This window comes from Piscinibacter lacus (assembly GCF_016735685.1).
Taxonomy (GTDB): Bacteria; Pseudomonadota; Gammaproteobacteria; order Burkholderiales; family Burkholderiaceae_C; genus Aquariibacter; species Aquariibacter lacus.
In genome coordinates, this window is the sequence record NZ_JAERRA010000001.1 from 1,735,403 (window position 1) to 1,760,622 (window position 25,220).

Consider the following 25,220-nt stretch of genomic DNA (forward strand, 5'->3'; position numbering starts at 1 on the left):
TTTCCGCCTTTGCACCGCTCTGATAACCTGGCGCACGACATGGCACCCGCGAACCCGCTCCGGCTGATCCAACGTGCTTGGTACGCCGCATCGTTTGATGACTTCAATGGCCATTCCGACGATGAGATCGTCGGCCAACTCATCCAGCAAAGCAACCACGCGGTTGAATTGGCACAGCGCGACGCGTGGCTGGCTGAGATTGAACTGCTGCGGGGCTGGCTGAAAGGACGTAACGGGACGCTGCTGCTGGAGTTCAACATTCCGCGAATGGGCTTGCGGGCGGACGCTGTGCTGGTGATCGCCGGATGCGTGGTGATACTGGAGTTCAAGGTGGGCGACTCCACCGTCGGCCAAAGTGCGCTGAACCAGGTGTGGCAATACGCGCTTGACACCAAGAACTTTCATGAGACCAGCCACGGGCTGCCGATCGTTCCGGTTTTGGTTCCCACCGGGTTGGCGGCCGGCGAGCCAGCAGCACCAAGCTACGCCAGCGACTGGGTCAGGGATCCGATCGCGCTCGCGCCACAGCAGGTGCCCGAGCTGTTGAACGAACTCAGCCAGCGATTTGACAGCCCGATCGACCCGAAGGCTTGGCAGGCCGGTCGGTATCGCCCCACCCCCACCATCATCGAAGCGGCCCAGCACCTGTACGCACAGCACGAGGTCAGCGACATCGTGCGTACCGAGGCCGACGCTACCAATCTCACCGACACCGCGCACAGGCTCGAGTCGCTGATTTTGCAAGCCCAGCAACTGGGCGAAAAGCTGATCTGCTTTGTGACTGGCGTACCGGGTGCGGGCAAAACCTTGGTCGGTCTGAACCTGGCCACCGCGCGGCGGGACATCGGCGACGCGCACGCAGTGTTCTTGTCCGGCAACGGGCCTCTGGTTTCAGTGCTGTGCGAAGCCCTCACGCGCGACGACGTGCGCCGACGCAGACAGGCGGGAGAATCGGTCACCAAGGCCAGCGCTTCCAAGCCCATCAAGGCCTTCATCCAAAACGTCCACCACTTTCGAGATGAAGCATTGCGCGCGGCGCAAGCACCGGTGGACCGCATCGTGATCTTTGACGAGGCCCAGCGTGCCTGGAACCTGCAGAAGACCACGCAGTTCATGCGTCAGAAGAAAAACCAGCCCGACTTCAACCGGTCGGAGCCAGAGTTCCTGATTGAAACCATGGACCGGCACACCGGCTGGGCCGTGATCGTGTGCCTGGTGGGCGGCGGACAGGAGATCCACACCGGCGAAGCCGGCATCGGCGCTTGGATCGATGCGTGCCGTGAGCGGTTTCCGCACTGGCGCCTGTGCCTGTCTGACCAACTGTTAGAGGCCGAGTACGGTGCAGGCGAACCACTCAAGCGCGCCCGTGCAGGCAACCGAACCGAGCTTTATCGAGACCTGCATCTGTCGGTATCGATGCGCTCGTTTCGCGCCGACAGCGTGTCCGCCTTTGTGAAAGCGCTGCTCGATGAGGATGGCGATGCCGCGCGGAAAGCGCTGAGCCGCTTCAGCGACCGATACCCAATCGTCATTACCCGCGATCTGAATGCCGCCAAGCAGTGGGTGAAGCATCAGGCGAGGGCCAACGAACGCTACGGCCTGCTCGGGTCGTCCAAAGCCATGCGCCTGAGGCCTTACGCCGTGGATGTGAGGCTGGCGGCCGATCCCATCCACTACTTCCTAGCCGACGGTGACGATGTGCGATCCAGCTTCTACCTGGAAGAGTGCGCCACGGAGTTCCAGGTTCAGGGATTGGAACTGGACTGGGCCTGTACAGCGTGGGATGCCGACTTGCGCATGACTTCCGCTGGGTGGCGCCACTACGACTTTTCTGGGAGCCGGTGGAAGAACATCCACAGCGCCGAGAACCAGCGCAATCTGAAAAACGCATATCGAGTGCTGCTGACTCGTGCACGGCAGGGCATGGTGATCTTTGTGCCGGCTGGTGATGACCAAGATGCCACCCGAGTGCCTGGTTACTACTCCCAGACGTTTGAGTACCTCCGAGGACTTGGGCTGCCCGTGATATAGGTGGAGCTGATTGGCTCAGCCTGAGCTCGCCAGGCCGCCCGAAGGACGCTACTGATGCTGGCTGCAGTAATCAAAGTGCCACCAACCCTGTGTGCTTGGCTGTCGATGACTCTCAATTCACCGGCTCGCTGGCCCGAGCGGCAGCGCATTCAGTTCAGACCTTGATTCCCGCCAGCGGGGCCAGTGCCTATCCAAGACCGCCACAAAGCGCTCGTTGTGCGTGGGCTCGACCAGATGCGCCAGTTCATGCACGACAACGTACTCCAGCAGATCCTTCGGCTTCTTCGCCAACTCGGTGTTGATGCGGATGGTGCCCAGCCGCGGATTGCAACTCCCCCACTTTGTCTTCATGCGCTGCAGGAAGTAACCGGTTGCCTGCACGCCGAGCTTGGGCTGCCATGTGGCGATCAGTCCAGGCAATACAGCGTGCAACAGCGCTCGATGCCACCCGTGTATCACCTCCGCCCGCTGATCGGCCGTCGTCCCTGGACGAACCAGCAAGGTCAGGCGCCGGTGGCTGACCTTCACGGTCGGCTTGGCGTCCACTTCCTCGATCGACAGAAGGTAGCGTCGCCCCCAGAGGTAATGGCTTTCGCGCTCGACGAACTCGCGTGGAGTCTCCCGGGCCTGAGCTTCAAGTTGCTGGCGCTGGCTTCGGATCCAACCGAGCTTGGTGATGGCGTAGGCCCGGGCTACCTCGGTGCGCGTGGTGCGCGGTGCAACCAGGGTCACCCGTCCATCGGGCGGGTGGACGGTGAGGTGCACATGCTTCACGTCCTTGCGTGTCAGCTCGACCACCACATCGCCGAGCACGATGGTCTCCTGCATCAGTAGCCCGGCTGGTTCTTGATGATGTCGAAAAGCGCCTGCGTGGCGTCCCGGTCCCGGTCCAGCAGCGGGAAGATGGTGTTCTGCACGGTCTTCTCCCGCGTCTCGTCACCCTTCCAGCCAGCCGGAGCGCGTTCCCTCACCAATCTGTCGATCTGCAGCGCCAGCGCAGCCCGATCCTCTTCGTCGGTGGGGTACTTGAAAGTTGTCGCTGGGATCGAGTCCAGGTTGTTGTAAATCGCCGAGGCCTCAGTGTTCCCCAGCAGGGCTACGGGGATGCCCGCGCCCGGCTGCTTCTCGGCGAGCCTGCGCACAAGCGCCTCGGCCTTGCGTAGAAAGTCTTCGTAGGCTTTCGCGTCCGCGCGGGCTTGGGCGATCAGGTCGTCCAGCAGGGTGGACATCTGCTCGTAAAACTTCGGGTCGGTCAGTTGTTCGCGGAGGATGGTCTTGCGGACGTTGTTGATGATCCCCTCGGCAACCGCCCTGTTCGACAGCTTGCCCTGAGCGTTCAGCTTCTTGGCGATGGCATCGTGGATGCCGGACTGCACGATCAGCTCAACCAGGGACAGGTCCCCCAGATCGCCCAGATCCGTAGCAGCGTCAGCCTGAACATAGGTGTTGAGCAGGTGCCTCATGTCGGCCTCGAAGGGCTTGGTGTCAAGCTCCTCACCCGCGTGCTTTTTGACTGACGCTCGAATGCCTGCGTAAAACTCGACCTCGTGCTGGATGGCTGCCGCCTCAGCATCCGAGTAGCCAGCCTCGGTCAGATGCGTAGCCAAGTCGGCGTAGGCACGAGCGAACAGCGACACGGCCTTGTAGAACGCGATGCGCAGCGCCTCGGTCGCGTCCAGCGCACCCGCATCGGACGCGTCACCGCAGAAGTAGCTCAGGAATTGCTCCACATCCCGCGGCAACGGCACCGGCTCGCACAGGTATCTCAGCGCCTGGCGCGCGTCGTCCAACTGGGCCTTGCCTTCCACCAGCCAGTGCTTCAGGTCGACGTTGTTGTCGCCGTCGTCCGTCCCGGTTCCGGTGTCTGTGTCCAGCTCGTCTGAGCTGTAGACGGCGATCGCCTTTTGCACATCGCCGAAGAGCTCCTTAAAGTCGACGATGCGGCCGTAGTCCTTGTCGGCACCGTCCAGCCGGTTGGTGCGGCAGATAGCTTGGAACAGGTTGTGGTCGTGCAGCTCGTTGTCAAGGTAGATGTAGGTGCAACTCGGCGCATCGAAGCCGGTGAGGAGCTTGCTCACCACGATCAGCAGCTTCATCGTCGCCGGCTCGTCCTTGAAGCGGCGCTTGGTCTCGTCTTCGTACTGCTTGGTCGTCTGTCCTGCAATCAGCACATGCTTGGTGTAAGTGTCGAACTTGTAGCGTTCGTCACTGTTGGGCGGCTCGCGCGAAATCGCGTTGTGGTTTGGCTCGTACGAGGTGATCACGCCGCAGTAAGGCCCAAAGCTGGTGCCCTGGAACAGCCGGTAGTAGTGGCACGCGTCGTAGATCGACGCCGCCACCAAGATAGCCGTGCCCCGGTCGTTACTCAGCCGGGGCTTCAGGCTGAAGTCCTCGATGATGTTGGCGATGATGCGTTGCTTGCGCTCACCGGCGCTCATCAGCCTCTCCAACGTTGCCCACCGACCCCGCAGCACCGACTTCTGATACCGGTTCAGGTTCTTCGTCTTCTGGTCGAACCAGGCATCGATCTTTTCCGGCGTCAGCAACTGCTGCGGCACGTCGCGTGCCTCGTACTTCAGGTCCAGCACCACCTTGTCGGCCACCGCCTGATGGAATTTGTAGGTGTGGATGTAGCTGCCGAAAACATCTCGAGTCATCTGCTTGTCGCGGCGCAGCAGCGGCGTGCCCGTGAAGCCGATGAAAACCGCGCCCTCAAGCCAGCGCTTCATCTGCCGGTTCATGTCGCCGCCCTGGGTGCGGTGGCACTCGTCGACGAAGACATAGAAGCGTCCCTGCACTGCCGGTGCCGCTCCGGAAAGGTCAGGCTCAAACTTGTGGATCAGGGCGCACAGCAGGCGCGGTGTGGCGGCTGCCAGCTTCTGGGCGAACTCGGCGCGCGAGGTGATGCGCGGCGAAGGCGAGTCGCTGCCGATCACGCCCGCGTTGCGCATCACCCCCTCGATCTGCTTGTCCAGCTCATCCCGGTCGGTGATAACCAGGATCCGCGCGTCAGGGTCGTGCTCCAGCAGCCACTTGGCGAGCAGCACCATCAGGATGCTCTTGCCGCTGCCCTGGGTGTGCCAGATCACGCCGCCTTCGCGGCGGCTCATGCGCTCCTGCGCTGCCTTCACGCCGAGGTACTGGTGCTGGCGCGGCACCTTCTTCTGCCCCGCATCAAAGACGATGAAGTTGCGGATCAGGTCCAGTAGCCGCGCCTTGCCGCACACCTGCATCAGCGGCCGGTCCAGCAGCGCGCCGGGCGATCCGTCCGCCGCCTTCGGGTCTTCGTCCTTCCAGGCGACAAAGAACTGCTCCGGTGTGCCCGTGGTGCCGTAGCGCAGGCCTTGCGAGTCGCTACCCGCCATCACCAGTTGCACTGTGCTGAAGAAGCCCTTGTTGAATATCTCTTCCTGGTTGGTGAAGAGTTGCCGTACGCCGTCGGCCAGCTCCACCGAGCTGCGTTTCAGCTCGATCACCGCGATGGCCAGGCCATTGAGGTACAGCACGATGTCCGGCCTGCGCTGGTAGCCGCCCTTGAGCGTCACCTCCTCGGCCAGCGCGAAGTCGTTGGCCGTCGGGTTCGCCCAATCGATCAGGTGCACGGTCTCGTGGGCTTGCCCGGCCGCCGTCTGCACTGGTACGCCATAGCGCAGCAGTTGATGGGTGCGCATGTTGGCAGCGTAGAGCGTGATGCCGGTCGAATCGGCCGCCGTCTCAAGCTTCTGCAGTGCCGCGCCGATCTGCGCAGGCGTGTAACCCCGTGCAGCCAGGTTATCGCGCAACAGTGCGGCCTCGATCCCGCGGTTGTTCTCGCGCTGCTGCCAGTCGCCCAGGTAGCGGTAGCCCAGGCCGCCGCTGGTCTCAGCCAAAGTGAAGCGCTGGACGACGCGTTTCTGGGTGACGCGCTCGGGACGCAAGAGTGTGCTCAACATCTGACCCTCATTGTCCTTGCGTGGCCGCTGCAAAGCTGTCGCGATCGGCGTCCGGCCGGGCAAGCGACTCTAAACTTCAGAAGTAGTGATTCTTGCCCCAACACGATGCCCAAGAACTCCTCACCCGAGCGCAAGACACCCAGCCGCAAGGCTGTGCTGCGTGCCGTGGCCAGCTCGACGGCGGTGGAAACGGGCCGGCCGGTCGCCCAGCTTGAGAAGAAGCTGCAGAAGCCTTCGGTGCGCTTCGCCCACATCAAGCTGGCCCGCTGAGATCGGGGGCCCTCGCGACCCCCATGGCCGCCGCCACCCACCGGTCCATCGCACCGTAGTTGCCGGCCATCCCCGCGTGGATGGCGCCGATGTACGCAGTCTTGTGCTGCTCCCAGGTGCTGTAGTCCAGTGGCTCGTGCCCTGACTGCACCGCCATCACGTCCGCCAGCAGGCGTGCCAGGCGTCCATTGCCCTCGCGGAAGGGATGAATGAGGATCAGCTCCACATGCGATCACCGCGATGGCGTGCACCACCTCGCCATCGGCCAAGCGCCCACAGGGCGTCCAGCGCGCCAGCACCTCGCGCTCGAAGGTTTGCAGCAGGCCAGGCAGCAGCCTGGCCGCGGCGAACGGGAAACCGTCCTTGCTCAGGTTCACCGTGCGCAGCTCTCCGGCCCAGGGGTAGACGTTCCCCAGCCACAACCGATGCCAGGCCTTCAGGTCGGCCACGGTCAGCACGCGGTCGGGCAGGTGGTGCAGCAGCACGTCCTCGTACAAATCCCTCAGAAGCTGAAGCTCCAGCTCGTCCATGTCCTCGGGGGAGCGGATACCCACCAGGTTACGCAGCACCAGACCGTCTGACCCGGGCTCGGATTCGCCCTCGGCGCCGCTGGTCTGATAACGCTGGGTCATGCGAGACCACCGTACATACGAGTGTGCTCAGTCAGCCGGTGATCGATCCCGGAAGGCGCTTCCGCCCTCGCCGCTTTGGCACCCGTCACGATGCGGCTTCCTGCAATCGCTGCGGCGACCACACCCTTTCCACTAGCGCCTCCACCAGCGCACGCCGAGCAAGTTGCTCGTCCTTGGTGAATGTCTGGAAGGGCTTGAATGGCAGCTTATGCGTCTCTGCGAACTGCTGGAACTGCGGCTGGTGTTGATACGCGCTGGCGTCCAAGCTGGCCGCGTAGAAATTCTGTTTGGCGTAGTGCGCACGCTTCTGGTCGAAAGGCTTGTCCTGCAGGCTTCGGTTCACATCGGCCGGCAGCAACAGCAACGAGGCCACGTGGTTGCGCCAGTCTGCGAACTCGGCCTCGTCGGCGAACTGCGACTTCACCGCCTCAAAGTCGTCGGCCCAAATGTGCTCAATGTCGAAGGGGTTCTTGACCTCCCTGTTCACCAGCTTGTCGAAGGATTCGGTGCGCCCGGCGCCGCGCTCGGTGAACTCGGTGATGCGGGCCAGCAGGTGGCCGATGTAGCGCCGGCTGAACTGGTTGAGACCGAGGCCCTGGATTCCGGTGCGTCCCTTGGCCGAGCTGCCGGCAAACGTCACCTCGTCCTCCGCCAACCGCTGCTCCAGCGCGGCCACCAGGTCCGCCAGCGGCTTGCGGCGGATGTCGCGGCACAGCAGCCACATGGCATACGAGACGCTGGAGTAGCCGACGCGGATGTAGTTCACTGCCCGCCTCATCACCCAGATGTCAAGGTAGGTGGCCGTCACAGCCAGCTTGCGCCGCACAGTCTCATCGTCGTCGGTTTCCACCAGCGGCGCGAGCAGCACGGTGGCCTGCCAAGTGAAGTCGTTGTGGGCGTTGTAGTACAGCGCCTCCAGGCCCGGCGTGTAGTGCCGGCTGGCGTTCATGATCCGCCGGTAGGCTCTGGCGAAGAACGGAAAGCCCTCGGCCATCATGCGCAGGTTGGCCTGCGCCTTGCCCAGGCCAAGGCGCTCGCTCTGGTCGCGCACCCAGCGGTGGAACACGGTGCCGATGAGCTCCCAGTCCTTGTCCACCGCACCGGCCTTGCGCTCGCGGATGGTCTCGGCGTGCTGGGCCCGCAGCCAGGCCTTGATGCAGTTGGCATCGCGCTCGGGCTCGTGCTCGCCGCCCCACGAAATGAGCTCCAACACCTCGTGCTTCCAGGTCTGGTTGGCCTTCTGCCGGGCCGCCGGCTCCTCGATGGGAGCCAACAGGTAGGCCTTGAGCATGTCCACGGGGCTGAGCGGCTTGCCCCGGTCATTCATGGTCTCGAAGATCGCGTAGGCGTAACTGTCGTTGTCGGTGGCGATCTCGATCAGGCCCACCCGCGTGAGCAGCCAGTAGATGAAGTGCGGCAGCGCACCCACCTGGCCCAACTCGGCCATCAGGTCGTTGTCCTCGATGTCGCGGTAGCGGGCGTACATCGTCTGGATGGACTCGTCCTTGCCATCCGGGTTGAAGGCCTGGCCCTCGAACAGGGCCTGGATGACGGGCAGCCGCTCCGGGATGTCGAGGTTGAACTTGGGCTGGCCCAGGTTGTCGCTGAAGATCAGCGGGGCCAGGGTCTGCACCACGGGCAAGGCTTGCGCCTGCGCAGCGCGGTACAAGCAGATCAGCAGCAGCGTCAGCGAGGTCACCCGCTGCTGGCCGTCGATCAGGTAGTTCTTTCCGTTGCGCTTGCTGACGATGATAGAGCCGAGAAAATACTCACCGTATCCGCTGACGGCGGGGGTCTCGTCGCCGGGCTTGAAGTGGGCGAAGAACTTGGCCTGCAGGTCCGAAAGCAGTTCGTCGATGTTGTCCTTCTCCCACTTGTACTCTCGCTGGTACTCGTCGATGGAGAAGGACTGGCTTTGCAGCAACTGCTGCACGCTGCGGTAATGCGGAGTGATGGCGCTCATACCAGGCGGGTTCTTCCGGTCAGGAGTTCTTGCATCATCCCTTGCTTAAGCGCGCGGGTCTTGTCACGGCGGGCTTCAAGAGCCGCAAGTTCCGCGTCCATGTCGGTGAGGACGGCGGCAATGGCGAACTGCTCCGCGGGCACCGGTGCCAGGACTTCGACGTTCTCGATCGTCCGCGCATTCAGGCTCGGAACGCCTGACGCCTCGTTGTATTGCATCCAGTCAATCAGGCAGAAGCGGTAGTAGAGAAACTTGGCATTGTTGTCGCCCTTCATTGCGGAATAGAAAAGCGTGTCCACGGTCCAGAACGGTGTATCCATGTACCGCGGCTGATTGATCGTTCCCTTTCGGCCGATCAGTACCGACGGCTTGTCGTAGAGCGCCTGAGAGGCAGTGCCGATCTGGCCGCCTGTCGCGAGGATTGGATACAAACCTCCAGGGCGCTCCACTTCGTGCTGGTTCCTGCCGTGGCAGATGGTGAGCATTTCACCCAGCCGCTTCACCTCCCACTCGCCCTGAAATCCCGGAAGTCGGGTCTGGCCAGTGAGGAGTTGCTGCATGGCGGCCTGCTTGAGGTCGCGCTTCTTGGCGATAAGGCGGTCCAGCCCGGCCAGCAGTGCGTCCAGGTCACTCAGAGCCTCTGCAATGGCATCCTGTTCGGCCTTGGCGCTTGGAACGACAACAGCAAACTGACGTATGTCCTTGGGGCTGATGTGAGGAATCGCCGTGTGCGTCTTCACCAAGTCGACATGTCTTACAAAGAAGTCGCTTGCCACCCAAGCGCGTAGTAGACCCTGTACCGACTTCTTGGAGCGCAGCCGCGCGACACGTTGAACGAGTAGCGCGGGCAGGTCGGCAGCGCCAATCGTGGCAAAACTCCTGCCGACCAAGGCGCCGTCCATTGCGATTACCAGATCGCCGGCACGCAATTGATACGCCTGAGTCTTCGCGCCGATAGCAGGCCAGTATTGAGTGATGTCGGTCGACCAGTCGACCGCGCCACGTTTGACATTGGACCCCCGCAGAAGGCGGACGCCAGACTTGGTGAACCCTGAGCTTGGGAACGGAAAGCCCGTCAAAAGCTCGGCCTCATCGCCCATAGACGACAAGCGCCAGTCCTCGGGAATCACCCCGGCCTCCGTCTGCTTGTAGCCGGCTCTCACTTCCACGACACCCCCATCTTCGCGAGGTGTCCTTCCACTCTGGCAGCGATCGCCACCACGTCGTCGGTGAGCTGGGGAAGTGGCGTCGCGTAGCGTTCAGTCAATTCGCTGAGGCGGCCGGTCAGCGTTTGCGACACGCGATCGAGTTCGCCTAGCACGGTGCCAGCCAGCGTCGCCATCCACTTATCGTCAATCACCAGCGACTGGATGTCAGTCTGAGTCAGCGCTGGGTACTTCTCGTAGGCCAGGGTGTCCAGCGCCGCCTCACCGTCGCGGATCTGCTTCTTCAGCGCGGCGATGCGGTTGCCCAGGTCCAGCCACTGCTTGAGTAGCTTCAACTCATCGGCGCCATCGCGGTCATTGCCGATCTCGCGGATGCGGTCCTTCACCGCCACGGCCGTGATGCTGTCGTAGCCGTTGAAGATGCCGTCCTCGCCGCCTTGCTCTTCCTCCAGCTCGGTCTGGCTGACCACCGCCGCGTCCAGCTCGGCCTGCAGCGCGTCCAGCGCGGCCTGCTCCTTGGCGAAGTAGCGGGCCACGATCAAGGGCTTGGGAATCAGTTCGCAGGTCCAGCCACGGTCCTTGGTCTTGCCCTTCTTGTCCGTCTCCAGGATGCGGCTGGTCTTGGCCACCCAGCCGTCCGCGGCGATCAGATAGGCGTCGTCCTGCATCGTCGCGGCCCAGTAGTCCATCAGGTGCTGGTAGACGTCGTAGGCGTCGATCAGCGGCACGTCGGCGAAGACGGCCAGCAGTTCTTCGGCCAGCGTCTCGATCAGTGCCTTGGGGTGGCCGGCGGTGCCGAAGGCTTGCAGGCGCTTCGTCGCTGCGGCGCGCCAGCCGGCGAAGCGCTGCGTGGCCTTTCCGTTGAAGGCCTGGAACTCGTCATGGCCGAGGATGGCGGCCTTCAGCTCGGGCAGTGGCAGCTTCAACTGCACGTAGCCCGCATGGCCGGCCGACTCAAAGAAGCCTTGGCGCACCCCGGGCAGCACCTGCCAGTAGGGCGCCAGCGGGCTGGCGGGATCGTCCAGGTCGCGCGCCGGGATGCCACCGCGGAGGTGGGCGGTGAGATCGTGCAGGTCTTCGGGCTCGCTGCTGTCGATGTAGCGGGGCAGGTTGAGGTTGAAGTCGTTCTTCGGGTCGGCGATCTCGTCCAGCGGCACCCGGCGGGCGTAGCGGGGCACGTCGGCCTGGCGCTGGAAGGTGTCGACGATGCGGTGGATGTCCTGTTCACGCAGGCGGTTCTTGTTGCCGTCCTTGAGGAAGCCCTTGCTGGCATCGACCATGAAGATGCCGGCGCCCGCCGCCGCGCGGGCTGCCGCATCGGCCTTGTCCAGCACCAGGATGCAGGCAGGGATGCCGGTGCCGTAGAACAGGTTGGCCGGCAAGCCAATGATGCCCTTCAGGATGCCGGACTGGACCAACTGCCTGCGGATGGCCGCTTCGGCATTGCCGCGGAAAAGCACGCCGTGCGGCAGGATGCAAGCACCCTGGCCGGTGCCCTTCATGGACCGGATGATGTGCAGCAGGAAGGCGTAGTCGCCCTGCTTGGCCGGCGGCTCACCCCAGGTGAAGCGCTGCCAGGGGTCGTTGGCGGGGGTCAGGCCGGTGGTCCAGGTCTTGAGCGAGAAGGGCGGGTTGGCCACCACATAGTCGTAGGTGCGCAGTTGATGGCCGTCTCTGAACTTCGGCTCGGCCAGCGTGTTGCCGCTCAGGATGCTGGCGGTGGGGAAGTCGTGCAGGATCATGTTCATCCGGGCCAAGCCGGCGGTGGTCACGTCCACCTCCTGCCCTTCCAGGGTGATGTGCGTGCCGGCCTGGGCCGCCACCTTCAGCAGGAGCGAGCCCGATCCGCAGGTGGGGTCGTAGGCGGTGGTCGAGGCCCGGGCGTTGTGCGGGCCGATGCCCAGCACCTTGGCGATGACGCGGCTGACTTCCGACGGCGTGTAGAACTGGCCTTTGCTCTTGCCACTTTCGGTGGCGAAGTGGCGCATCAGGTACTCGTAGGCGTCGCCCAGCAGGTCGTCGTTGTCAGCGCGGTGGCCCGAGAAGTCGAGTTCGGGCTTCTGGAAGATGCCGATGAGGTTGCTCAGCCGCTCGACCATCGCCGAGCCTTCACCCAGCTTGTTGGGGTCGTTGAAGTCCGGGAAGTCGCTGCGCGCCAGGCGGCTGTTGGCGTCGATCAGCGGCTGGACGACCTGGGTGTTGATCTTGTCGCCGATGTCGGCCTTGCCCTTCAAGGCCACCATGTCCTTGAAGCTGGCGCCCCGGGGGATGACCACCGGCGGGGCGAAGTCGTCACTGTCGGCGTACTTGTCGCTGACGTACTTGATGAACAGCATGAACAGGACGTAGTCCTTGTACTGGCTGGCGTCCATTCCGCCGCGCAGCGCGTCGCAACTCGCCCATAGGGACGCGTAGAGATCGGATTTCTTGAGGGCCATGGGTGGGGGTCAGGGAGTGGGGATTGCGGTTGGGCGCGTAGAGACGGTTACGGTGTTGGCCAAGGGTGTGAAGCGGACCGTCAAGGCACCGTGGTCCTCGTGCGGCATAGCCAGCAGATCGTGGGTCCACGGCACATCCAGCGGGTCGGTGAGGCCCTTCGCTCGATGAAGCCGAGTCCGCCTATGCGCGCGGCATGGCGATTGCACCGATTGCGTGGGGCGGATGCGCATCATGCTGCGGCTTTGCTCGTGCCCAGCAGATGCTCGGCTTCGGCCCAGGCACTTTCTTTCAGTGCGTTGCCGGCGCCGAACCAGGCGCTGTCCAAGCGCTCCGTCATGCCCCCTGCTCGCACATGGTCTGCGTAATAGGTGACGGCGTTGACGGCACCCCACAGGGTGCCCTTGGCGGTGTCAACGTCCTGGCCGGGCGCCGACCGGTACAGCGACATCATGGCGGTGTGTTCGCGCTCGGCCTTGGGGTTCAAGGGCTGCGGCAGCTTGCGACCCAGCACACGGTCAAAAAACTCCGACACCTTGGCGTCTTCCAGCTTGTAGTCAGCAGCGGCGCGCACTTGCTGCAAGAACTTCGACCAGGAGACGTCGATCAGGCCAAGGCGTTCTTTCACGCCTTGCTTATCAAAGCGCCGGTTGTGCGGCACCTTGATGCTCTTCCGTCCCTCACTTTTGACGTCTCTGAGCGCGAAGAACAGTGTGTTTTGGCAGACGACGCGAACGCTTGTGAAGGCCACCGTTGTGGCTAATGTCTTGTCGCAAGAAGTCGCCAGCAGCACGTACATCTTGACCGGGTCAAGATGGCGATCGCCAACATGGTCGGTCACCCCCGTGCTGGCAAGGGTCCATACCTTGCGGCCACCATGGAGCGCTCCCGCCGTCTCAAGTTTGTATCCAAAATCAGACACAAGATCACGGTAGAACTCCAGCACTTCCTTGGGTTGCACCAACTGGTAATCGCCAGAAACCACCGAAAGCGCATCGCGTGTGTCGCTTCGCGCCAGCACGAAGCGGTCGGGCATGGTGCGGATCTTCCCGTCCACGAGATACTGAACGGGCAACCGTTCTAGGTGCCACTCAAGTTTCGCCGCCTTGAGCCAAATCTCAATGGGCTGGTCTGGCGGCAGCTTTTCGCCCAGCCCATGCCACGGCGTTTCGCCGATGTAGGCCATCGCAGCCTCGCCGGTGGTGTGGTCCAGATCGTGACTCATTAGGCTGTCTCCACAGGGATTTCAAAGTTGCTGGCCGACCGTAAGGCCCGTAAAGCGTATACCAAGACTGATTTAGTTGATCTACCCAGAGAGGGGTCTGTCGATTTGGATTGTGTTGAGGTGGCTGCGATCCCGTGCGGCTTAGGGTTGCGGACCGCTAGGATGAAGGGCAGGAGGCTCACGGGGTGAGCCGGTTCCGAAGCCGGAGCCTCCCCCTTAAGGCGGGTTTGACTTACCTTTGAACAGCTCCTGGAATCGCGGAGGCCTCTTGGGTTAAGTCGGGCGACCTCCTGGGACGCCTGTGAACCGCCATATGGGTTGACCTTGCGGTAACTCAGTGCGTAGCCTTGGCGCGCGTCGCGGCCCTCACACGCCTCAACAGGTCTGTGTCCAGTTCCTCGGCCCGCTCCAGGCCATGCTGGCGCAGAAAGCTGCGCACCGCCGCCCGCGTCCTGGGCCCCTCCAACCCATCGGGCTGCCCGGCTGGGTGTCCAAGCTGGTTCAGCAGGCGCTGAAGCTCATGCAGCTCGGCGCGGGCGAGGGCGCGTACTTCGGGGGGTTTGGGTGGATGGGCATCGATCCGCGCCGTCCAAGGCACGGCGGGCACAGGGGCTGGTGGCGTAGGTGATCGCAAGAGCAGCCAAGCCCCCAGCACCAGGAACAGCAACACGCCCAATATCACCCCACCACTGCCTGCAGCGGCACCTTGCCGCCCCGGCTGTGGATCAGTGTTTGGCTTGGCCCCCAGCGTCTTCCATGATCGGCTGTCCTGCCAGGACAGTCCCGAGCCCGGTATGCCCACGGTGCGACGCATTCCGCGCCTGCCGATGTTGAGGTTCAACCCTGGCGGTCCGATGCCCAGGCTCAGCCCGGACTTGCTCACATTGACCCGCAGCAGCTTGCCGATGGGGAAGGACTTGTAGAAGCGAAAGCCCATGGTCGTGTGGCGGTGACGCGGTGGAGGAGGAGCCAGTTTGCCGGCGGGGTGGCCCACGGGGTGAGCCTGGCGCCGGCTGGCACCCTGGGCCGTCCCTGGCGGATCAGGCCAGACCGATCCGCCGAATCTCCAGCGCAATTCACACCAGACCCGGCGCTAACGTGAATCCCTGGCAGCGGCGCAGCAAATCGGGTACCGGCTCGTACCGGAGGTCAGTTCCCTCAAGTCGACCTCGTGCCGCTGCCATGCAGCGCCCGCGCTGGGTCAGCGCCGCACACTCTAGGCACAGACGCCGATCGTCGCCGCCACGGTCTCGCAGGGTTAGCCACTCAGCAAGGTTCTCGGCCTCGCCAACCGACCGGATCCGGGCGAAGTGGGCTTGCCGAGCTTCGAATGCACCGATTTCCGCCAGGTCCCAGCCATCAGCATGGCAGGCATCACCCTGCTCGGGAGTCAGGAGCGGGTTTCCACTGCGCCGAAGGACTGGTGGCTTGCTCTCCGCTTTGAGAGTCTGAACGAGGTCTGGTTGATGGGTGCGGATGGCCCTGCGGAGCTCTTCGGTCAGCGCGGCGCGGGGTGCGACATGCAGTCTGCCGTCTGGCATGAGTGTCAGCACCAGGCCAGCGCTGCGCAGGGACTTCATGAGATCCGGGGCGCCCATCAGAAGACCTCCCCGTCATCGGCAAGGGGGTCAAGAGTGCCAAGGGAGCCAAGGGGGCCAAGGTTTCCAAGTGATGAGTCGCTGGCACCCTTGGCTTCTTGCCCAAGAAGGCCATCCGTGAGACCTTCGGAATCGTTGGCACTGTTGGCCCCCTTGGCCCCCTTCGCAGGCAGAACCCACATCCAGCTCGATTCGCGCTTGATCGACTCGACTTGCAACTTGGCTTTGGCCCGCTTGACGGTACGTTCACTGTGTCCCGCGTCTCGGGCCTCCTTGAAGATGGTCCTGGCTGGCTTCGGGCCTTCCCGCAACTCGGACCGGAGGAACTGCATCGATTCTTCAAGCGCCGATGCTTCCTCGTCGCCCTCCGGATTGGCCTCTGCCTCGGCGACTACATCGCGCGCCGATCCCTTCAAGGGCTCAAGCCACACCACCCGCTGACCTTCAACCCCGGGCGCCACCTCCAATCGGTCAAGCGAGTACGCGAAGCCTCCGTCATCTGGACCAACATTGGACTTCGCACGGACAAGAACGCGCCGGGATTCATCCCCTTCATCAGCCTGCTCCTTGGCGACGACCAGTACCACCCGCGCAAGCGCTGCGAAGGCGATGCTGCCTGTCACCCGCTCCACTGGGTCACGACCGCTGGTACCTTTGCTGAAGTGCGTGATGCCCAGCACTGCGCAGCCCAGCCGCCGTGCGAGGTCCACCACCGGCTGCAGTGAGCGCCGCACCTCGGCTCCTTTGTGAGAGTCGCCAGCCACAGCCGACACGATGGGGTCCAAGATCAGCAGACGCGGCGCTGCCAAACCTTCGGCCGTAGCTTCAAGGAAGGGCATGTCCCGGCCAGGATCAAAGGCCTGACCGTCGCTCATGCCTTCAACAAAATGCACCTGCTCCATGTCAGCGCCTGCTGCCATCAGCCGGGCTGCGGTCACGGTGGGAGGGTCTTCGCCGCTCCAGATGATGACTTCCCCGGGCTGGCTGCACTGCGTGCCATCGGGCCAACGCCCAGCACGAGTCACCACGGCAGCCACCGCCAGCGCGAGGGTGGTCTTGCCGCAACCGGGAGCGCCGCCCAGGATCGTCAACATCCCGGCGGGGATGTATCCATCCCAGAGCCACCTCACTGGCTCGAGGGCTACCGAATCACCGCGCAGGAGTCTGACGCTAGGCAGAGCTTGCTGGGCGAGCTGCAGGTCTCTCAACACGGCGCCGCTCATGCTGATACCTCCGTCAGAGTGCGCGCCGCCCACACGTCACACCAGTCCATGCCGGGCGTGGAGGGGGTCAGCACCTTCACATCCAACCCCGCACGCACGGCCCGCGCTTTCAATGTCTGCGTGGCGGTAGTACCCGCTGCATCGGCATCCGCGAACACCACGATGCGGCGCGTAGCCGGTGGCCAGATGTAGGCGGCCAGGTTGCTCGCGCAATAGGCGGCCACGGTGGGTAAGCCCGAAGCCAAGTGAGCAGCCTGAGCGGTCTCGATGCCCTCCGCAATGCCGATCACGCCGCGCTCTGGCGCATGCAGGGGAATACAGGCGCCTGCCAGGGGCCCGCTCGCTTCAGTTAGCTTTTTCACGGCGCTTACCGGAGCCTTGCGGCCGTCTGCTGTGAGGTAAGTGCGGTGCAGTGCCAGCATGCGTCCATCGGGCGCGAGCAGTGGCGCCACCATCGCAGGCCACTTGCTGCGGTCACCATCCTCCCAATAGGTCAAGCTTGGGTGCACGCGCAGTTGCTGCGGCACGGGTCCAGCAAGGCCGCGGCTCTCCAAGTACCGCGACGCAGGATCATGGCCGGTCAGGGGCAGGGTCTGGGCCCACAGCAGCAAGTTGCGCTGGGCGTTGCGGTTCCACTGGTGGCGCCGTTCAGCATCCCGCTTGGCTCGCATCAACGCCAGCGACCGGACCATGATGGACCGCTCGATTGGCGTCATCGCTTCACGCCGCCCCAGGGTCCAGAACGAAGACACGTTCCGGCGAAAGTCACCGAACACACCCGCGCGCCCGCTGTTGATCACCCGATACCAGCCAGCTTTGTCGCGGGCACGGTCCGTCGTGCTGAAACGACCGATACGGCCAAGCTCAATCACCTCAGGGGCAAAGCCGAGCTGGGCATGAATCGCGCAGCGGAAGCTGTGCATGGCCTCATCAAGCGGCACAGCCAGCAGCCCCGAGGCCCAAGTCGTCCTTACACTGAGGCTACCGCCGAGGCCTGACGCTCTTTTGCAGTGGCCGGCTGGCCGCTGGCTGCTTGGGTGCAATGGCGATTGCGTACTCGCCCATGCATCGGGCTTCTCGCTGCCCATGCAGTCGTTGAAGGGGGAAGGTCGTTTCACGTTGCCCCCTTCTTGTTCGCCTGTTGAGCCTCCCACGCTTCGATGTCGGAGAGTCGCCAGGCCGTGATGCCCGGTCCGAGCTTGACGGGCGCCGGGAACGTGCCCTGCCTGACATATCGCCAGCCGGTGTTGGGTGTGAACGGCAGACGGCCGATGTGTGGCTTACCTCTGCTTGGGCGGAGGGAAGTGAAGAGTTCGCGAGCTCGAAGGAATTTTTGGGGCTGACCCATTCGCACTCCTGGGGACAAGGTGCGACATGATCATTTAGGGAAAAACAAAAAATCAACACAACACGTCGGGAGCGCAGAGAAGCCTTGTACTTGGTGGGGCTTCTTGGTCAAGAAGTTTGGGCAGGTCGACTCGTGACGCCGCCTTCCAAGACCATTGAAATGCGCCTTTGTAAGCCCGAGAAACTGTGTTGACTAGCTAGAAGTGATTTTGCTATTAGCCAACATGATGTCCACGGGGGTGTCGCTAACAAGGTGTGTAGCCCAGTCTTCCATCATGGCCCTGCGCTTTTCCAGCATGTCCATTCGCCGGTACGCTGCCTCCACTTTGCTGCTCAGGCTGTGGGCAAGGGCGGTCTCGGCAAGTTCACCCGGGTACGTTGTGCGCTCGGCTACCCAATCCCTGAAGCTCGAGCGAAGTCCGTGTGGCACCTCGACGCGTCCCATGCGCCGCATGACGGCCGATAGACTCATGTCGGACAGCGGGCCTCCTCGCATCCCTGGGAACACGAGGTCGCAGCCCTCGAATCTGGGCAGGCTGTTGAGCAAGTCCCGAGCAGCTTTGGACAGCGGTACCCGGTGCTCGCGCCCCGCTTTCATCCTCGATGCTGGGATGATCCACATCGCACCGCTAGCGCTCAGTCCGCTGACCTCAGTCCACAGCATGCCGCGAACTTCTCCTGATCGGGCCGCTGTGAGGGTCAAGAACTCCAGCGCTCGCGCCGCAATTCCTTCGCATTTACCAAGATCGTTCCAGAATCTTGGCAGATCACTCAATGCGACGGCCGGATGATGCGTAACCCGTTTCATTTTGGTTGGGTCAGGCAGCACGGCAGCTAGATTGCCATCCCAGGCGGCAGGGTTGTCGCCCGAGCAGTAGCCGCGACCCTTGCACCAATCAAGTATGGATTCCATGCGCCCGCGAAGTCGGGATGCGGTTTCCGCACGGGCCTCCCAAAGCCTGCCGGTACCCTTGTATCCTTCCGAAGCACGTCGAGACACCGGCACCGCCTGTTCAAGCACAGCAAGAATGTGCGGGCGACTGATCTGACCGACATTCAGCGAGCCGATCAAGGGATAGGCGTACTGCGTCAGGGAAGACGTCCACTGCCTCTCGCTCTTTGCATTCCGCCAAGCGCCGCGCCGGCTCTCGATGAACTGAGTCGCCGCTTCCTGAAAGCTGATGGAGGCCAACTGTTGAGCTCTCAGGGCCTGCTGGCTGACTCTGCGCTCTTCGACGGGATCATAGCCTTGCCGAACCTTGTCGCGCTCAACGGCTGCTCGTTGTCGGGCCATGGCCAGCGTCACGGCCGGGAAGCTCCCAAGTCCGATTTCTCTGCGGCGGGCGCCGACCATGATCCGCAACACCCACGACCGCGCCCCGGTCTCTGCCACCTGAAGCGCCAAACCCGGTACGACGCCGACCAAGTGCCGTCCCGGCTTGGTCAGACGCTTGAGGTCGACCGCATAAAGTTCCCTCGCCATCTTGGGCATCGCTACATCTCCCCGCCGTACCCCCCATCCAACCCCCCATCAAATGGGAGGTGGGGAGGCATCCAGTGATGCTGGATGTTACGACCGAACCCTCTCTTCATAGGAGAGACAGGCAGACGGCGATGCGTCCTGGTGAGCGCGGATGCATACGAATGGCGGACACCCTCTCCGCCAAGTTGATGTCCGAGGACATCCCGCAAGACCCAAAAGCCCTGGAGCAGTCAATGCTCCGGGGCTTTTTAGTTTCCAGCGACGTCTGGAGGGAGCCCTTGAAGGACAGGGCGACTGGGGGCGACAACGGGGGCAAAAATCGGGACGAGCTGGTGGCAGATTCCCGGCGCGCCAGGCAGCCCTCGCCCCAAGACGGCAACCGGGCCTTGCCCGCAGCGCTGGCCCGCACCCACCCTCGCATCCGTCCGAGCGGCTGCTGAGCAACCCTGATGCCGGCGTCCGAACCGGCACTGAGGATCCGGCGTCGCCACCCTTTCCCCGGAGCGTGCCATGGGTCACAAGTACATCGACGCCTTCCACAAGGACCTCGACCGGCTGATCAAGGAGTTCGAGGCCTTGAACAAGATCCTGTCGAATAACCCCGACGATCCCAAGGCCCGGGCGGCCAAGGCCAAGCTGGCCCCTTTCCTGATCCAGAAGACGATTGAGAATCGTCGCGACCTGGCGCTGAAGCTGGATTTGCAAGACACCGCAAAGATCATCAAGGACAGCGGTTTGCCTTGGTGAGCTTGCTGCGCGACCTTGCCCTGAAGGACGTTGCGGTCTAGCTAGCTAGCCCCTCGCCCCGGCCCCCGGCGGAGGCTTTGGAACGCCGACCACCCGGTTCCGGCCGGTCCGTTTCGCCGCGTACAGGGCCTCGTCGGCGGCTTGCATCAGGGCTGCGCTGTCGCCGGGCGTGTGCTGGCTTTCGGCCAGGCCGATGCTGACGGTGATGCCGCCGACAGCGGGCATTTCGAGCGCGGCGATCTCCCGCACGAGCAGCCGCGCCAGCGCTTCGGCGGCCGGCGCGGGGCTGTCGATCAGCACGAGCACGAACTCCTCGCCGCCCGTGCGTGCGCAGAAGTCGGTGCTGCGCAGGCGCTGGCCCAGCCAGTGGCCCAGCCCGCGCAGCACGGCATCTCCGGCGGCGTGGCCGTGCTGGTCGTTGACGGCCTTGAAGTGGTCGATGTCCAGGGTCAGCAGGCTCAGCGGCCGATGCTGGCGGCGTGCCAGGGCCAGGGCATGGTCCAGGCGCGGCTCCAGCCCGCGGCGGTTGAGCAGGCCGGTGAGCTGGTCGGTGTCGGCCAGATGGGCCAGGCGGGTGTTGGCATCTTCCAGTTCGGTGGTGCGGGCTCGGACTTCCTCCTCCAGCATGCGGCGCGCCTCGATCAGGCGCTGGCTCATGGTGGCGATGGCGCGCGACATCGCGCGGAACTCGGTGCTGCCGCCGTCGAACTGCGGGATGGCGGTGTCGAGATGGCCTTCGGCGATGCGTTGCGCGGCCGCGGCGATGCGTTCCACCGGTCGCGCCAGCCGGGCGCTGCTCCACCAGATGCCCCCCACCAGCACCAGGCTGAACATCAGACCAGCCAGCAGCACCAGGCTGCCGAGCTGATCGGCGTTGGCGTGCACGCCGCGGCGGGGTTGCTCAAGGAGCAGCGTCCAGTCGAGGTCCTGGTTCGGGCCGATCCAGCGGCTCCGTTCGAGCAGGAGCGGTCCGCTGCGGGGGCTGGCCGCCGGCTTCGCGTGCCAGTGATAAAGCGGACGGCCCAGTCCATCGCCCAGGATCACGCTCAGGCCGGGGTGTTCGGTCTGCGGGGGCAGCACGCCGGCGATCGCGGCATCGGCCCAGTCCCAGCCGCGCAGCTCCACGAGCAGGCCCAGCACCTCGCCACCGCGGCGGATGGGCACGACGAAGGCCAGCGCGTGGTGGTTCGGGCCGAGCCGCAAGGCGCGCAAGATCGGGTCGTCGACCGGCTCAAGCCGGCCGCCGCGCAGGCCGGCGGAGAACCAGGCTTCATCGCGCAGGCGGTGGCCGATCAACTGGCCCTGGGTGGCGGCGCGCACCCGGCCATGCAGGTCGATCACGCCCAGCCAGCCGGGATGGCGGCTGCTGCGGTTCAACCGCTCGACGAGATCCTGGGCTTCGCGACCGTCGAGTCCGCCGCTCCACAGCGTATCGGCATCGCCGAGCGTCCCCAGCACCTGCAGCCGAGCCTGGGCGGCCTGGCGCAGGGCCTGGTCGATCTTGTCGAGCAGGGCCTGCTGCTCGGACTCGGCCGTGCGCTGCAGCCGGTGCACCAAGAGCGTATGCAGCAGGCCGGTGAACAGCAGAAGCATGGCCAGGGCCAGGCCGGTGAAGAGGATCCGGGTTCGTCCGCGAAAGCCGCTGTGCAGCCAGGTCATGGGGCCTCTTGGGGTTGCGGGCCGCGTGGAGCCCGGCGGATCGGGGGCGCCGCGGGCTTCGAATCGATCATTGTTCGGGGGCCGTGCCCGCCGGACAAGATGCAAGGGCTATGCGCGCCGCGGCCGGAGCCCGACCCGTGAGAGGGTCCACGCCTGCGCGCGTTCCCCGCCTGGCCCCGCATACCGCGGGGGCGGGCCGGCCTCGGCTCTAATGGCGGCGGGTGGCATCCGCCTTCCGCCGGCGGCCTCTCGATCTGCGCCGGCCTGTCCTTGAGCCCGAGGTCTTCCCCGCCCCATGTGGATCGTCCGCTACGCCCTCGACCGGGCCTACACCATCGCCGTGATGGCGCTGCTGATCGTGCTGGCCGGGGTACTGTCGGCGCGCAAGATGTCGACCGACATCCTGCCGTCGGTGGACATTCCCTCGGTCAACCTGATCTGGACCTACCCCGGCCTGAGCGCGGCCGAGATGGCCGGCAAGCTGACCTCCTTCTCCGAGATCGCCGTCCTCAACAACGTCGATGACGTGCTGGAAGTGCGGTCGGAGACGACTGATGGCATTGCCGTCGTCAAGATCGATTTCCAGCCGCAGGCCGACATTGCGGTGGCGCTGTCGCAGGTCACCTCGGTCTCGCAGACCATCCTGCGGCGCATGCCGCCGGGCACCACGCCGCCGCTGGTGGTGCGGGCCTCGCAGTCCAGCCAGCCCATCCTCAACCTGGTGCTGGGCTCGGCCACGCTCGACGATGCCGCGCTCTACGACTACGCGCGCCTGGCCCTGCGCTCGCAGATCCAGAACATCCCCGGCGTGCGGATGACGCTGCCCTACGGCGGCGCCGCCCGGCAGGTGATGCTGGACTTGGACCCGGCCGCCCTGCAGCGCCATGGCCTGAGCGCGGCCGACGTCGGCGCCGCCCTGGGCGCGCAGAACCTGACCCTGCCGGCCGGCGCGCTGCGCGAGGGCGAGCGCGAGCTGAAAATCAGCCTGAATGCCAGCCCCGAGCGGGCCGGCGACTTTGCCGACCTGCCGATCAAGCGCATCGGCGAGCGCCTGATCCGCCTGGGCGAGGTGGCCAGCGTGCGCGACGGCCCTGCCGTGCAGACCAATCTCGCGCGCCTGAATGGCGACAACGCGGTGATGGTCTCCATCCTCAAGCTCGGCAATGCCTCGACGGTGGACATCGTCCGGCAGATCCGCGAACGCCTGCCCGAGATCCGCGCCGCCGCGCCGCCGGGCATGACGATCGAGCCGGTCTTCGACCAGAGCGTCTTCGTGCAGGCCGCTGTCGACACCGTCGCCTTCGAGGGCGTGCTGGTCGGCAGCCTGGTGGCGGCGGTGGTGCTGATCTTCATCGGCAGCCTGCGCTCGACGGCCATCGTGCTGACCTCGATCCCGCTGGCCCTGCTGGCCTCGGTGGCCGGCCTGGCCGCCACGGGGCAGACCTTCAACCTGATGACCCTGGGCGGCCTGGCCCTGGCCATCGGCATCCTGGTCGACAACGCCCTGGTCGAGATCGAGAACACCAACCGCCACATCGCGCTGGGCGAGACGGTGCGCGAAGCCGTGCTCAAGAGCGCGAAGGAAGTCGTCTTCCCCGAGTTCGTCAGCACGCTCTGCATCTGCATCGTCTTCCTGCCCATCTTCCTGCTGACCGGCGTGCCGGCCTATGTCTTCAAGCCGATGGCGCTGGCGGTGGTGTTCGCCATGGCGGCGTCCTTCCTGCTTTCGCGCACGCTGGTGCCGATGCTGGCCCATGTGCTGCTGCCCGGCGAGCTGGCGCGGCGCCAGCGCAAGGGCCTGAACCTGAGCGAGCGGCTGCACCACCATGTCGAGCATGGCCTGGACGCGCTGCGCGACCGCTATGTGGCCCGCCTGTCCGGCGCCATGCAGCGCCTGGGGCCCGGGCTGGTGGCGGTGATCCTGGGCGTGGCGACCCTGCTGGCCCTGGGCGGCTACGCGGCCAGCCAGCTTCAGCGCGAGTTCTTCCCGCGCACCGACGCCGGCCTGATCCGCGTCTACCTGCGCGCGCCCACCGGCCTGCGGCTGGAGGAGACGGCCCGGCTCTTCGCCGACGTGCAGCGCGCGATCCGCGCCGAGCTGCCGCCGGGCGAGCTGGCCAGCGTGGTCGAGGTGATCGGCGCGCCCGACGCGATCAACCAGGCCTGGGTCGATTCCACTGTGGTCGGCAGCTTCGACGGCGAGCTCTACCTGCAATTGAAGCCCGGCCCGCGCACGCCAGTCGTCGAGACCGAGGCCCGCCTGCGCCGCCTGCTGGCCGAGCGCTTTCCGCATGTGCTGGTGCTGATGCGGCCGGCCGACACCACCGGCCTGACGCTGGCCGGCGCCTCCCCGAGCGCGCTGGACCTGCGCATCGTCGGCCGCGACGGGCCCGGCAACCGCGCCGCCGCCCGCCAGCTTGCCGAGGATCTCAAGGCCCTGGACGGCGTCGAGGACGTGGCCCTGCGCCAGGTGCCCGACCTGCCGCAGATCCACCTGGAGATCGACCGCGCCCGGGCCCTGCAGTACGGCATCACCCAGCAGCAGGTCGCCAATGCCGTGCTGGCCGCGCTGGGCAGCGGCAACACGGTGGCGCCGCAGTTCTGGTCGGACACGGCCACCGGCACCTCCTACCCGGTGCAGCTCATCATCCCGCCGCTGGCCATCGATTCGGTCGAGACCCTGCTGAACACGCCGCTGCGGCTGGCCGACAACGGCGAGCCCATCCTGCTGCGCGCCGTGGCCACCGCCACGCCGCGCACCGTGCCGGCCAATGTCAGCCGCGTGACCCTGGCCCCGGCGCTGAACGTGCTCGGCAATGTCAGCACCCGCGACCTCGGCGGCGTGGCCGATGCCGTGGCGCCGCACCTGGCCGAGGCCCAGGCCCAGCTCAAGCCCGGCAACCGCATCGAGATGCGCGGCCAGGTGCAGCTCATGCAGCAGGCCTACCGCGACCTGGCCGGCGGCCTGGCGCTGGCGGTGCTGCTGGTCTTCCTGATCCAGGCGGCCAACTTCCAGTCCTGGCTGCTGCCGCTCAATGCCATGGCGGCGCTGCCGGTGGCGCTGGCGGGTGCGGCGGCCGGCCTGTGGCTCACCGCCACGCCGCTTTCGGTGCCGGCGCTGATGGGCATGATCATGGTGATCGGCGTGTCCACCGCCAACAGCGTGCTGATCACCAGCTTCGCCCGCGACCGGCTGGACGCCGGCGACACGCCACGCGATGCCGCCCTGGCCGCTGCCGGCGCCCGCCTGCGGCCGGTGCTGATGACGGCGCTGGCCATGATCGTCGGCGTGCTGCCCATGGCCCTGGGCCATGGCGAGGGCGGCGAGCAGAACGCGCCGCTCGGCCGTGCGGTGGTCGGCGGCCTGATCTTCGGCACCTTCGGCAGCCTGGTGCTGGTGCCCTTGCTGTTCAGTCGCTGCGCCATGCCGCGCTGGCGCGCCTTGCAGCGCCGCGGCCTGCGGCCGGCGGTGGAGCCGCCGCCCGCGCCATGAACGACTTCGTCCGCC

The 25,220-nt window shown here is 65.1% G+C and carries 17 protein-coding genes; 4 read left to right on the top strand and 13 right to left on the bottom strand.

Annotation, left to right across the window (positions count from 1 at the left end; genetic code table 11):
- The first annotated feature begins 39 nt into the window (after positions 1-39).
- Entirely contained in the window at positions 40-2,031 is a 1,992-nt protein-coding gene (locus JI742_RS07845) for a DUF2075 domain-containing protein (RefSeq protein ID WP_201825314.1), read from the top strand.
- Positions 2,032-2,148: 117 nt separating this feature from the next.
- On the opposite strand, the gene JI742_RS07850 is transcribed toward JI742_RS07845, so the two are convergent.
- On the bottom strand, positions 2,149-2,859 hold the full coding sequence (locus tag JI742_RS07850; protein WP_201825316.1) for a M48 family metallopeptidase: 711 nt from the start codon (positions 2,857-2,859) through the stop codon (positions 2,149-2,151).
- Positions 2,859-5,963: a type I restriction endonuclease subunit R gene (locus tag JI742_RS07855; RefSeq protein ID WP_236676827.1), complete on the bottom strand. Its 3,105-nt coding sequence runs from the start codon at positions 5,961-5,963 to the stop codon at positions 2,859-2,861. Before JI742_RS07855 ends, JI742_RS07850 begins: the two co-directional genes overlap by 1 nt.
- 105 nt (positions 5,964-6,068) lie before the next feature.
- On the opposite strand from JI742_RS07855, the gene JI742_RS07860 reads away from it, so the two are divergent.
- Entirely contained in the window at positions 6,069-6,233 is a 165-nt protein-coding gene (locus JI742_RS07860; RefSeq protein WP_201825318.1) for a hypothetical protein, read from the top strand.
- Here the strand turns inward: JI742_RS07860 and JI742_RS07865 are convergent.
- From JI742_RS07865 to JI742_RS07910, 10 genes are all read right to left on the bottom strand, one after another.
- On the bottom strand, positions 6,217-6,459 hold the full coding sequence (locus tag JI742_RS07865) for a Fic family protein (RefSeq protein WP_201825320.1): 243 nt from the start codon (positions 6,457-6,459) through the stop codon (positions 6,217-6,219). The genes JI742_RS07860 and JI742_RS07865 overlap by 17 nt on opposite strands.
- A gap of 491 nt (positions 6,460-6,950) precedes the next feature.
- Positions 6,951-8,828, bottom strand: coding sequence for a DUF262 domain-containing protein (locus JI742_RS07870; protein ID WP_201825322.1), 1,878 nt, complete (start codon positions 8,826-8,828; stop codon positions 6,951-6,953).
- A complete protein-coding gene (locus JI742_RS14130; RefSeq protein ID WP_201825324.1) occupies positions 8,825-9,997 on the bottom strand; it encodes a restriction endonuclease subunit S in 1,173 nt (390 codons plus the stop codon). Before JI742_RS14130 ends, JI742_RS07870 begins: the two co-directional genes overlap by 4 nt.
- Complete coding sequence (locus JI742_RS07880) at positions 9,988-12,432, bottom strand: N-6 DNA methylase (protein ID WP_201825326.1); 2,445 nt, start codon at positions 12,430-12,432, stop codon at positions 9,988-9,990. Before JI742_RS07880 ends, JI742_RS14130 begins: the two co-directional genes overlap by 10 nt.
- A gap of 230 nt (positions 12,433-12,662) precedes the next feature.
- Entirely contained in the window at positions 12,663-13,655 is a 993-nt protein-coding gene (locus JI742_RS07885) for a DUF932 domain-containing protein (protein WP_201825328.1), read from the bottom strand.
- Between the two features lie 334 nt (positions 13,656-13,989).
- On the bottom strand, positions 13,990-14,592 hold the full coding sequence (locus JI742_RS07890; protein WP_201825330.1) for a DUF4236 domain-containing protein: 603 nt from the start codon (positions 14,590-14,592) through the stop codon (positions 13,990-13,992).
- Between the two features lie 660 nt (positions 14,593-15,252).
- A complete protein-coding gene (locus JI742_RS07895; protein WP_201825332.1) occupies positions 15,253-16,476 on the bottom strand; it encodes an AAA family ATPase in 1,224 nt (407 codons plus the stop codon).
- Positions 16,473-17,399, bottom strand: coding sequence for a DUF7146 domain-containing protein (locus JI742_RS07900; RefSeq protein ID WP_201825334.1), 927 nt, complete (start codon positions 17,397-17,399; stop codon positions 16,473-16,475). The genes JI742_RS07895 and JI742_RS07900 overlap by 4 nt, the downstream gene beginning before the upstream one ends.
- A 191-nt stretch (positions 17,400-17,590) precedes the next feature.
- A complete protein-coding gene (locus tag JI742_RS07905) occupies positions 17,591-17,824 on the bottom strand; it encodes a helix-turn-helix transcriptional regulator (RefSeq protein ID WP_201825336.1) in 234 nt (77 codons plus the stop codon).
- Between the two features lie 192 nt (positions 17,825-18,016).
- Positions 18,017-19,315 (bottom strand): tyrosine-type recombinase/integrase, encoded by a 1,299-nt coding sequence (locus JI742_RS07910; RefSeq protein ID WP_201825338.1) that lies wholly within the window; start codon positions 19,313-19,315, stop codon positions 18,017-18,019.
- 501 nt (positions 19,316-19,816) lie between these two features.
- Between JI742_RS07910 and JI742_RS07915 the strand changes: the two genes are divergently transcribed.
- Positions 19,817-20,053: a hypothetical protein gene (locus JI742_RS07915; protein WP_201825340.1), complete on the top strand. Its 237-nt coding sequence runs from the start codon at positions 19,817-19,819 to the stop codon at positions 20,051-20,053.
- 45 nt (positions 20,054-20,098) lie between these two features.
- Here JI742_RS07915 and JI742_RS07920 read toward each other — a convergent pair whose 3' ends face one another.
- Positions 20,099-21,712, bottom strand: coding sequence for a sensor domain-containing diguanylate cyclase (locus tag JI742_RS07920; protein ID WP_201825342.1), 1,614 nt, complete (start codon positions 21,710-21,712; stop codon positions 20,099-20,101).
- Between the two features lie 295 nt (positions 21,713-22,007).
- Here JI742_RS07920 and JI742_RS07925 point away from each other — a divergent pair, with 295 nt between their 5' ends.
- Positions 22,008-25,205 (top strand): efflux RND transporter permease subunit, encoded by a 3,198-nt coding sequence (locus tag JI742_RS07925; RefSeq protein ID WP_201825344.1) that lies wholly within the window; start codon positions 22,008-22,010, stop codon positions 25,203-25,205.
- The last annotated feature ends 15 nt before the right edge of the window (positions 25,206-25,220 follow it).

Coding starts and splice junctions, on each gene's coding strand:
- JI742_RS07845 (WP_201825314.1), top strand. CDS start 40: ATGGCACCCGCGAACCCGCTCCGGCTGATCCAACGTGCTTGGTACGCC.
- JI742_RS07850 (WP_201825316.1), bottom strand. CDS start 2,859: ATGCAGGAGACCATCGTGCTCGGCGATGTGGTGGTCGAGCTGACACGC.
- JI742_RS07855 (WP_236676827.1), bottom strand. CDS start 5,963: ATGTTGAGCACACTCTTGCGTCCCGAGCGCGTCACCCAGAAACGCGTC.
- JI742_RS07860 (WP_201825318.1), top strand. CDS start 6,069: ATGCCCAAGAACTCCTCACCCGAGCGCAAGACACCCAGCCGCAAGGCT.
- JI742_RS07870 (WP_201825322.1), bottom strand. CDS start 8,828: ATGAGCGCCATCACTCCGCATTACCGCAGCGTGCAGCAGTTGCTGCAA.
- JI742_RS07880 (WP_201825326.1), bottom strand. CDS start 12,432: ATGGCCCTCAAGAAATCCGATCTCTACGCGTCCCTATGGGCGAGTTGC.
- JI742_RS07885 (WP_201825328.1), bottom strand. CDS start 13,655: ATGAGTCACGATCTGGACCACACCACCGGCGAGGCTGCGATGGCCTAC.
- JI742_RS07890 (WP_201825330.1), bottom strand. CDS start 14,592: ATGGGCTTTCGCTTCTACAAGTCCTTCCCCATCGGCAAGCTGCTGCGG.
- JI742_RS07895 (WP_201825332.1), bottom strand. CDS start 16,476: ATGAGCGGCGCCGTGTTGAGAGACCTGCAGCTCGCCCAGCAAGCTCTG.
- JI742_RS07900 (WP_201825334.1), bottom strand. CDS start 17,399: ATGCACAGCTTCCGCTGCGCGATTCATGCCCAGCTCGGCTTTGCCCCT.
- JI742_RS07905 (WP_201825336.1), bottom strand. CDS start 17,824: ATGGGTCAGCCCCAAAAATTCCTTCGAGCTCGCGAACTCTTCACTTCC.
- JI742_RS07910 (WP_201825338.1), bottom strand. CDS start 19,315: ATGCCCAAGATGGCGAGGGAACTTTATGCGGTCGACCTCAAGCGTCTG.
- JI742_RS07915 (WP_201825340.1), top strand. CDS start 19,817: ATGGGTCACAAGTACATCGACGCCTTCCACAAGGACCTCGACCGGCTG.
- JI742_RS07920 (WP_201825342.1), bottom strand. CDS start 21,712: ATGACCTGGCTGCACAGCGGCTTTCGCGGACGAACCCGGATCCTCTTC.
- JI742_RS07925 (WP_201825344.1), top strand. CDS start 22,008: ATGTGGATCGTCCGCTACGCCCTCGACCGGGCCTACACCATCGCCGTG.